This window comes from Streptomyces sp. KR55, from assembly GCF_052245645.1.
GTDB classification, from domain to species: domain Bacteria; phylum Actinomycetota; class Actinomycetes; order Streptomycetales; family Streptomycetaceae; genus Streptomyces; species Streptomyces flavusporus.
Genome location: NZ_JBQQCE010000411.1, coordinates 1 through 8772, shown reverse-complemented (window position 1 = coordinate 8772; position 8772 = coordinate 1). Strand labels below are relative to the sequence as shown.

Sequence of the window (8772 nt, the reverse complement as noted above, 5' to 3'; positions counted from 1 at the left end):
GGTGCGCGGTCCCCAGCGCCCGGCTAGACGACGGCCTCAGCGACCATAGAGCTCCGGCGTCAGCGGGCAGCCACCCCGATTTTCAGCCCGGAACGGGCGTCCCCGCAGGGATATCTGGGGCTAGACGAATGAGTCCAATGTCGGGGGCTGGTGCGCGAGCTTGAAGAGAAGGCGCTCAAGATCATGTTGTGACGCAAGACCTGAACACCCTCTTGACCGCGCTGTACGTGAAGATCGACGACGAGATCGGAGGGACCCGGTGGATGGGACGGCCGCCACTGCTGACCGACTCCGAACTCGTCTGCCTTGCCGTGGCGCAAGCCCTGCTCGGCAGGTACAGGTCCAGGCACGCCGCTCGCGCAGCGCGACGGCGAGGTCTTCCAGGTACGTGCCCACGCCGTCCCGCCCGCCGGACTGCTCGGCATCGCCACGGCGGCCACCTGCTTCGGGGTTCTGCTCGGCAGGCTCAGGGGTAGAGGCCGGCCCGGAAGGCGAACGAGACGAGTTGCGCTCGATCACGGGCGCCGACCTTCGTCATGGCCCGCACCGCATGCGTCTTCACGGTGAACGGCGACACGGACATCTGGGCCGCGATCTCGTCGTTGCCGAGACCGCTCGCGATAAGAACGACCACGTCCCGCTCCCTGGGTGTCAGAGCGTCGAAGCGTCGCAGCAGTTCCTGGTCGATCACCGGGGGCGGACTGTCGGTCATGTGACCGATGAGCGCGGCCGTCGCTGCGGCCGACAGCGCACCGCCACCGCCAACGACCTCGGTGATTCCGGCGACGAGTTCAGCGGGGCTCACGGTCTTGCTCAGGAAACCGTTGGCGCCCGCGCGAAGGGCGGCGAGAACGATGTCGTCCTGGTCAAAAGTGGTCAGCACGATCACCCGCATGTTTTCGGGTGGGTGCTCTTTGCGGATCCGGCGGGTGGCTTCGACACCGTCGATGCCGGGCATCCGGATGTCCATCAGGACCAGGTCGACGGGGTGGTCCCGGAGGAAGGGGACGACCTGGAGTCCATCGGAGAGATCACCCGCAACAACGAGACTTGGGTCGAGCCGGAGCATCGCTTTGATGCCGGCCCTTATCTCGTCCTGGTCGTCGACGATCAGAATCCGCGTCATCAGACGACGGCTCCCAGGGGGCTGAACTCCGCATGGACCCGGAATCGCCCGTCGTCACTGTCGATCGTCAGCCGCCCGCTGGAGGACTCGACGCGTTCGCGCATCCCCACGAGTCCGAGTCCGCTGCCCGAGCCGGAGCCGCGCAGTGAGTGACCGACGCGGTTCTCCACGGTGACGCAGATCCTGCCGTCGCGCTCGCGCACATCCACCGTTGCCGCCCCCTCTCCATGCCGGTAGGCATTCGTGAGTGCTTCCTGAACGACCCGGTAGACCGTCACGCCGACGCTGGGCTCCACGAAACCGGCGGGGATGTCGATGGAGGGACGGACGTCGAGGCCGATGCTCTCGAAAGAGGCGACAAGGCCTTCCAGGCCGCTGAGTGCCGGGGTCGGCCGGAGCGCCTCGTCGTCGGAGATGTCGTCTCCGAGGCGGAGGAGCGCGAGGATCCGTTGCGTTTCGACGACGACGGTGCGGGCGCTGGACCTGGCTGAGACGAGGGACTGCCGGGAGGACTCGGCGTCTTCGGGCAGCCCGATCTCCGCGGCACCGAGATGCATGCTCAGCATCGCGACCTGGTGGCCGATGACGTCGTGGAGGTCCCGGGCGATGCGGAGTCGTTCCTCGGTCACCCGTCGGGTGGCTTCGATCTCTCGGGTGGCGATGGCGCTCTCGGCCCGTTCCTCCAGGGTGCGCCAGTGCTCTCGATGGATGCGCAGCGCGGCCCCTGTCGCACCTCCTGCTACGGCTGAGAAGAGTGCGGCGGCTCCCACGATCGCGCCGCCACGGAATCCTCCCAGCGTCATGAACGCCCCCAGGAAGAACGCCGCCACGATGCCGGTTCCGGCCAGCGGCTGCTTCCCCCTGACGGTGACCGAGAACAGCACGAGCACCGCCATCATCCACACCGACAGGGGGTCGTGGCCCACCGCTGTGACGGCGAAGGACGCCGCACTCGTCACGACCAGTCCTGCCCACGGCCTCCGCCATGAGAGGGCGACACCGCCACCGGCGAGGAGCACGGAGAGGGCCGTCGGCCAGTCCGACCCCCGCAGGATCACTGCCACGATCTGGCCGGTGAACACCAGCGCGGCCACCGAATAGGCGACGAGGTGCAGCGCCTCGGGGCGGCGGACCCACAGGGGTGCCACGGGCCCGTCCTGGTTGTTCTGCGCCTTGACCATGGCCTGATTCTCGTCCACGTGTGCTGCGGCCGTGTACTTCGAATGATGTAGACGGCGAGCCCGGTCCGGGCGATGGGGACGGCAGAACGCATTCGATTCGAAGTGGATGGCAGAACTACTTCGTTCGAAGTACGCGGCCCCTCCCGAGGCCGCTGAGACTCCTCATCGAGGCGACCGTCTCACACCATCACGATCACAAAACGGGACACCCGATGACTCAGACCACCGCGACTTCGAGCACGACCACGACGACGCTCTCCGGGCTCCGATCGCTCTACCTGATCCGAGTCGCCTTCTCCCTGATCTGGGTGGCACTCGTCGTCACGACCTCCGCCTCGCTCGTGTCGACGGACAGGCCCACAGTGATCGCGGCCGTGCTGCTCGTCATCTACCCCCTGTGGGACGTCATCGCCACGCTCCTCGAGCGTCGCATGGCCGGCACCGGCTCCACGGACCGCGTCGGTACCACCAACATGGCTCTCGGCCTCGCCACCACCGCCGGGATGATCATCGCCGTGTTCTCCACCATCGGGACGGCCCTGCTCGTGTTCGGCATCTGGGCCCTCCTTTCCGGAGCGATCCAGCTCGTCGTGGCGATCCGGCGCCGACGCACCGTCGGTGCCCAGTGGCCCATGGTCATCAGCGGCGGACTGTCCGTCCTGGCCGGTGCCTCCTTCGCTGCCATGTCCGCCTCGGCGACGAGCAGCCTGTCCACTGTCGCCGGATACTCGGCCTTCGGTGCCTTGTGGTTCCTTGTCTCCGTCATCGCCCTGAGCATCCGCAGCCGACGCGAAAAGCGTTGACCACCGCCGTCGGAGCCACCGCCTCTCCCGGAGCCGCGGCGTCTTCCGCGAACTCGCCGTCGAGCAGATCGACCTGCTGATCCTGCACCGGCCCGCGCCGGACCGCTTCGAGAAGACCATCGCCGCGTACAAGGCGCTGCTTGCCAACGGTGATCAGTGGTCGTACACGATCAGGGATCGGGTGACCGGGGCGCTGGTCCTGCGGTTGTGCCAGATCGCCGCGGTCATCGCGAGGATTCGCTGGGCGACCCGGATGGCGACGCCCTCGAAGGTCCGGCCGCCGTGTTGTTCCAGGTCGAGCCGGCCTTTAAGGGAGTCGTTGACAGATTCGATGAGCTGGCGGACCTTCTTGAGCATGGGTTCGCCATAGCGGGCCTTCTCCCGCTTGCGGGACGGCCGCAGTAGCTCGATGCCCTGCCCGGCGAGGTCCTGCTCGAACACCTTGCCCGCGAAGCCCTTGTCCGAGATGAGCAGGATGCCCCCGCGTTCGGCGACCAGGCCGGCGTCGACGAGTTGGACGACGCGGGTGTGGCCGAGGCCTTCGATGTCGAGCTGGTCGCGTCCGGCGGCGTAGGAAAGGGCGGCCACCAGGTGGCAGTTGCGGCCGTTCTCACAGCGCCAGCGCTGCTCGCTGGTGTCGATGCCGGAGCCGCACCGCGGGCACGCCTCGGGGAAGACGATGGGCTGTTCGTCGCCGGTGCGCAGCTGGGCGACGGGAGCTTCGATGCGGGGGATGACGTCGCCGGCGCGATACACCATGACGTGGTCGCCCAGGCGGAGGTCGCGGCGGGTGATGTCGGCCGGGTTGTGCAGGGTGGCGTAAGTGATGGTGGAGCCGTCGATCTCGACCGACTCCAGGACGGCGCGCGGGGCGATGATGCCGGTGCGGCCGACGTTCCACTCCACCTCCAGCAGCCGGGTGATCTTCTCGACAGCGGGGAGTTTGTAGGCGATCGCCCAGCGCGGGGCACGCGAGCCCGATCCGGCGGCCTGCTGGTCGGCTGCCAGGTCGGCCTTAATGACGACCCCGTCGATCCCAAACGGCAACTCCGGCCGCAGTGCGGCGATCTCCCGCACGCGGGCCAGGACCTGCTCGGCCGTGTCAGCGGTGATGCCGGGCACGGCGGTGTCCGCGGTGGTGTTCACCCCCCATGCGGCGGCCTGCGCCATCAGGTCGCTGTGCGGGCGCTCGCCCAGCTGCGCGGCGAGTGCCGCCTCGGTGTCGGGCAGGGGCAGCAGTCCGTAGCCGAAGAACGTCATCGGCACCGTGTAGGCGCGGTCCTTGGCGCGCAGGGTGCCCGCCGCGGCGTTACGCGGGTTCGCGAACGGCTGCCCGCCGTGCGCGGTGCGCACCTCGTTGGCGTGCTCGAACTGGACGGTGGTCATGAGGACTTCACCGCGCACCTCCACCGTGGCCGGCTCGGCAAGCCGCTCCGGCAGGCCCTGGATGGTGCCGATCGCGTGCGAGACGTCCTCCCCGGCCGTCCCGTCGCCGCGCGTGATCAGCTGTCTCAGGCGGCCGCGAGTGTAGCGGGCGGCGATCGCGAGCCCGTCCAGCTTCGGCTCGACACTGAACCGGGTGACGTCGTGGCCTATGCGCCGGGCGAGTGAGGCGGTCCAGGTGGTGAACTCCTCCGGCGAGAACACGTTGTCCAGGCTCAGCATCGCCACCGTGTGCGGGACGTCCCCCTCCACGGCACCGCCGGCGACCTTCCCCGTCGGGGAGCCGGGCAGCACCTGATCGGGGTGCTCGGCTTCCCAGGCTGCGATGCCACGCACCAGCCGGTCGTAGGTGTCGTCGTCCAGAGGGGAGGTGCCGCCCGCGTAGTAGGCGTCCGCGGCCTTCACCGCATCCTCGACCGCCTGAGCGTAGGCGGCGGCATCCACGATCTGTGCAGCTGGTGTCGTCATGTCCGGCATCCTGCCTGCCACCACTGACAACGCCCTCGCTGCCGCCTCCCGGCCGAGGCCGGAAGGGGGCGCCACCCCGGCCGTCGCGTAGCCGGGGGCGTGGGTGAACGCCGGCGACCGGTTTCGCATGCGTACGGTCGGCGAGCACGCCGCGCCGTCTGCCCGCGCGGCGGGATCCAGCAGCGCGGCGGTTCGCCGACGGCGGGGTCAGAGTCGCAGGTACAGGTACAGCGCGGCCCATGCGGCCAGCCCCAGGGACAGCGCGGGGATGAGGGCGGGCGCCTGGACCGCGACGAGGACCACCAGGCCGGAGCCGAAGAGGGCGACGGACAGGGCTGTGCGGTTGTCGGGGACAGGAGACACGGGAGACCTCCGGAAGGGCCGGTGAAGCCCGCCGGCTGGCGAGCCGCAGCAACCTTGGGGGAGCGCGGGGTTAGACGCGCAACCCCCGCCTGAAGCCGACGTGTTGAGGATGCCGAGGACGGACGGCACGTCCTCGTCGTCGCCCCAGGGCGTGAACGCCTTCTTGGCCTTGGCTTCCTTCTTCGGGTGGGGGCAGACGTTCCGGTGGGCTGGGGTGTGGTCGTCTTCCGTGGCTGGCCGCCGGAATCGGCTGCCCCACCCTCGGTGGCCTCGGCGCCGTCGGCGGCGGAGCCCACGCCGACCACGAGCACATCCAGATCCGGCACCTCCCCACCGGGGCCCGGCTGCTCACCGCACTCATCACCGAGGTGAACCGATGAACTCCATGAACCTCCGAACATCTGAGAAGGCACTCAGCGAGAGGGCGGGACCGAGACGGCCATCACCATCGCCATCGGGGTGTCACCGTCATTGCTGTACGTGTGAGGGGTGCTGGCCTCGAAGGAGGCGCTGGAGCCGGCCGGGACGTGGAACTCGGTGCCGTCGATCGTGAGGGTCAGCTCGCCGACCGTGACGTGGAGGAGCTCGACCGTGCCCACGGGATGCGGGTCGGAGGCGCTGCTGTCGCCGGGCATCAGCTGCCAGTCCCACATCTCCAGGGGGCCGGGCGCCTCGGTGCCCGCGAGGAGACGGCTGTAGCTGCCCGCAGCGGTGTGCCACAGCCGTACGGCCTGTTCGGCGGGGACGATGCGGACTGCGGGCCCCTGCTGCGCGTAGTCGAGCAGGGTGGTGATGCTGACGCCGAGGGCATCGCCGATCTTGACGACCGTACCGATGCTGGGGTTGGTGCGGGCCTGCTCGATCTGGATGAGCATGCCGCGGCTGACACCGGCCCGGGCGGCGAGCGCGTCCAGGGTGAGGCTGCGCTCGGTGCGCCAGTGTCTGACGTTGCGCGCCAGGGACTGGGTCAGCAGCTCAAGGTCCACGCGTTCCACCCAAGTGATAGTTCATTATCTTGATTGACGGGTCCATTCTATTGGACTAAACTTACTGTACTTGATAGTTCATTGAACTGTACTGTGAGGCGGGTCGTGACGGCGTTCTTTGCCCTGGCCACCAGTCTCTTGTGGGGGCTGGCCGACTTCGGCGGCGGGCTGCTGACGCGCCGGACACCCGCACTCACGGTGGTCGTGGTCTCGCAGCTGATCGCCGCGGTCGTGCTCGGCCTGATCGTCGTCACCACCGGGGCATGGAGTGAGGCGGGTCCGCGGCTGTGGTTCGCCGTCGCGGCCGGGCTGGTGGGGCCGGTCGCTCTGATTGCGTTCTATCAGGCGCTGGCCCTGGGTCCGATGGGTGTGGTCTCACCGCTGGGCACCATGGGCGTGGCCGTTCCCGTCGGCGTCGGGCTCGCCCTGGGTGAGCGTCCTGGGCTGGTGGCGGTCGGGGGCATCGTGATCGCCGTCACGGGCGTGGTGCTCGCGGGCGGGCCACAGCTGAGGGGCGCCCCGGTGCAGCGCCGGGCCGTTCTGCTCGCTCTAGTGGCGGCGTTCGGTTTCGGTACGGTCTTCGCGCTGATCGCTGAGGCGTCGACGACCGTCTCCGGGCTCTTCCTCGCCTTGTTCGTCCAGCGCGTCACCAACGTGGTCGCGGGCGGCGCCGCCCTCTGCGTCTCGGTGCGGCGGGGCGCTCGCGCGCTGCCGGACGGCGGTTTCCCGTGGGCCTCCCTGCCGGCTCTCGCTTTCGTCGGGCTGGCCGACGTCGCGGCCAACGGCACCTACTCGGTCGCCGCTCAGCTCGGCCCCGTCACGATTGCCGCTGTGCTGGCATCGCTGTACCCGGTGGTGACCGCCCTGGCCGCACGCGGCTTCCTGCGTGAGCGGCTGCAGGGGATACAGACGGTGGGCGCAAGCCTGGCGCTGGTCGGAACAGTGCTGCTGGCCACTGGATGACTCAAGGGTTCGATCGGCGCGACGGATAATTCACGTAAGAATCACACAGGAGCATGCATGATTACTCGCAGCGACATCACTGATGCGCTGGACGCCGCCGGGATCGCCTTCTCGCTCGTCGAGCACGAGGAGGCGCGATCGACCGAAGAGGCCGACGCGTTCATCGAGGGGTACGAAGGAGTGCGGACGAAGAGTCTGTTCCTGGTGAACCGCAAGCGCACGGCTCGGTACCTGTTGATCATGGATGACCAGAAAGATCTCGACCTGAGCAGGCTGGGGAAGATGCTCGGCGAGAGCCGGTTGTCGTTCGGGTCCGCGGAGCGGCTCTCGGCCGCGCTCGGACTCGAGCCGGGGGTGGTCTCGCCGTTCGGTCTCATCGACCCGGACCACCGCGAGGTGTCGCTGTTGTTCGACACCGAGATGCTCGAGGAGGAGACCCTCACGTTCCACCCGGGGGACAACAGGGCAACGATCTTCATCGGCACCAAGGACCTGCTTGCGTTGCTCAGCGGACTCGGCGTGGAGTACCGGACGATCGAGGTCTGAGCCCGGGGGTGACGCCGGGTCTGTATGCCCGGACTCGCTCGCGACGCCCCCGTTCAATCGGCATCCAGTCCGCCTTCCCAGTGCCAGGCGCACACGTTCTCAGCGAACCCCTGCGGCACATCCCCAGCAACGAGCTGACCCGCGACCAGTGGCAGTCCATCTGGGACGCGGAGGACGAACTCAACGTCCTCTACCAGCGGCTGGAGCGCGCCTGCGCCCTCATCTACCTGCCAGACGGCTACCGGCCCGAGCACCTGAACCACTTGGCCGAGGCCTACCGGGCAGGCAAGATCTTGCCGGGGCCGCGCCAACCCGTGCCGATGCCCGGCGAACTGCTCGTCGAGCACCACAACAGCCTGGGCGCCTCCTTCAAGCCGCTGCGCCGGATCCGGGAAGGCGAGCGCGCCGAGGCCACCGTGACGATCGCGGCGGTTCGACGGTTCGGCAGACACGTACGTCTGCTGCTGGAAAGCGACGACGGCGAGAGTGCGCACGCCCGGGTATGCGCCAGCCGCTTCGCCGCGGCCGAGGAGACCCTCGGCCGCTCGCTCAAGGTCGGCGACCAGGTGCTGGTGCGCGGCTACGTCGATCAGGACCCCGCCCTGCGCACCGGTATCAAGAGCGTCGACGTCGGCTCGATCCGGGCAGAAGCATGAACCGGACCCTCTCCCTGCTGTCCTCTGCCGCCGCGTGCCCCGCGCGGACGGCGGAGGACGGCAGGGCCAGCCGCATCCTCAGGGCGGTGGGGGAGGGGGAAAGCGCTGCTGGCTCGGTGGCGTGATGCCGGCAGCAGGCGCCGTGCCGAGGTCCGGGCCTGGCAGCCGATCAAAGCCGCTGATCAGGCACGAGGATCAGGAGCACGCACGCGCCGGTGAACCGTGCGTTCCGTTTCC

At 68.9% G+C, this 8772-nt stretch carries 9 protein-coding genes and 1 pseudogene; 5 read left to right on the top strand and 5 right to left on the bottom strand.

Annotation, left to right across the window (positions count from 1 at the left end; all coding sequences use genetic code 11):
* Positions 1-188: 188 nt before the first annotated feature.
* A pseudogene (locus tag ACTWQJ_RS39715) lies at positions 189-336 on the top strand (IS982 family transposase); the annotation flags it as partial.
* A 130-nt stretch (positions 337-466) separates the two neighbouring features.
* Here the strand turns inward: ACTWQJ_RS39715 and ACTWQJ_RS39710 are convergent.
* Both ACTWQJ_RS39710 and ACTWQJ_RS39705 read right to left on the bottom strand, forming a co-directional pair.
* On the bottom strand, positions 467-1126 hold the full coding sequence (locus ACTWQJ_RS39710) for a response regulator transcription factor (protein WP_443311299.1): 660 nt from the start codon (positions 1124-1126) through the stop codon (positions 467-469).
* Complete coding sequence (locus tag ACTWQJ_RS39705; protein ID WP_443311298.1) at positions 1126-2325, bottom strand: sensor histidine kinase; 1200 nt, start codon at positions 2323-2325, stop codon at positions 1126-1128. The genes ACTWQJ_RS39710 and ACTWQJ_RS39705 overlap by 1 nt, the downstream gene beginning before the upstream one ends.
* Before the next feature lie 194 nt (positions 2326-2519).
* On the opposite strand from ACTWQJ_RS39705, the gene ACTWQJ_RS39700 reads away from it, so the two are divergent.
* Positions 2520-3110: a DUF308 domain-containing protein gene (locus tag ACTWQJ_RS39700; RefSeq protein WP_443311297.1), complete on the top strand. Its 591-nt coding sequence runs from the start codon at positions 2520-2522 to the stop codon at positions 3108-3110.
* Positions 3111-3263: 153 nt separating this feature from the next.
* Here ACTWQJ_RS39700 and ligA read toward each other — a convergent pair whose 3' ends face one another.
* The 3 genes from ligA to ACTWQJ_RS39685 form a co-directional block, all read right to left on the bottom strand.
* Positions 3264-5021: an NAD-dependent DNA ligase LigA gene (gene ligA / locus ACTWQJ_RS39695; RefSeq protein WP_443311296.1), complete on the bottom strand. Its 1758-nt coding sequence runs from the start codon at positions 5019-5021 to the stop codon at positions 3264-3266.
* 207 nt (positions 5022-5228) lie between these two features.
* On the bottom strand, positions 5229-5384 hold the full coding sequence (locus ACTWQJ_RS39690; protein WP_443311295.1) for a hypothetical protein: 156 nt from the start codon (positions 5382-5384) through the stop codon (positions 5229-5231).
* A gap of 413 nt (positions 5385-5797) precedes the next feature.
* On the bottom strand, positions 5798-6379 hold the full coding sequence (locus ACTWQJ_RS39685) for a helix-turn-helix domain-containing protein (RefSeq protein ID WP_443311294.1): 582 nt from the start codon (positions 6377-6379) through the stop codon (positions 5798-5800).
* 96 nt (positions 6380-6475) lie between these two features.
* Here ACTWQJ_RS39685 and ACTWQJ_RS39680 point away from each other — a divergent pair, with 96 nt between their 5' ends.
* From ACTWQJ_RS39680 to ACTWQJ_RS39670, 3 genes are all read left to right on the top strand, one after another.
* Positions 6476-7333 carry a DMT family transporter gene (locus ACTWQJ_RS39680; RefSeq protein WP_443311292.1) on the top strand — a complete coding sequence of 286 codons (858 nt, stop codon included), beginning with the start codon at positions 6476-6478 and terminating at the stop codon, positions 7331-7333.
* A 57-nt stretch (positions 7334-7390) separates the two neighbouring features.
* Positions 7391-7879 (top strand): prolyl-tRNA synthetase associated domain-containing protein, encoded by a 489-nt coding sequence (locus tag ACTWQJ_RS39675; protein ID WP_443311291.1) that lies wholly within the window; start codon positions 7391-7393, stop codon positions 7877-7879.
* 80 nt (positions 7880-7959) lie between these two features.
* Positions 7960-8535 (top strand): hypothetical protein, encoded by a 576-nt coding sequence (locus tag ACTWQJ_RS39670; protein ID WP_443311290.1) that lies wholly within the window; start codon positions 7960-7962, stop codon positions 8533-8535.
* Positions 8536-8772 lie beyond the last annotated feature (237 nt).

Bases quoted from the DNA above. Each gene is read 5' to 3' on its own strand.
- ACTWQJ_RS39710 (WP_443311299.1), bottom strand. From the start codon at position 1,126: ATGACGCGGATTCTGATCGTCGACGACCAGGACGAGATAAGGGCCGGC.
- ACTWQJ_RS39700 (WP_443311297.1), top strand. From the start codon at position 2,520: ATGACTCAGACCACCGCGACTTCGAGCACGACCACGACGACGCTCTCC.
- ligA (WP_443311296.1), bottom strand. From the start codon at position 5,021: ATGACGACACCAGCTGCACAGATCGTGGATGCCGCCGCCTACGCTCAG.
- ACTWQJ_RS39675 (WP_443311291.1), top strand. From the start codon at position 7,391: ATGATTACTCGCAGCGACATCACTGATGCGCTGGACGCCGCCGGGATC.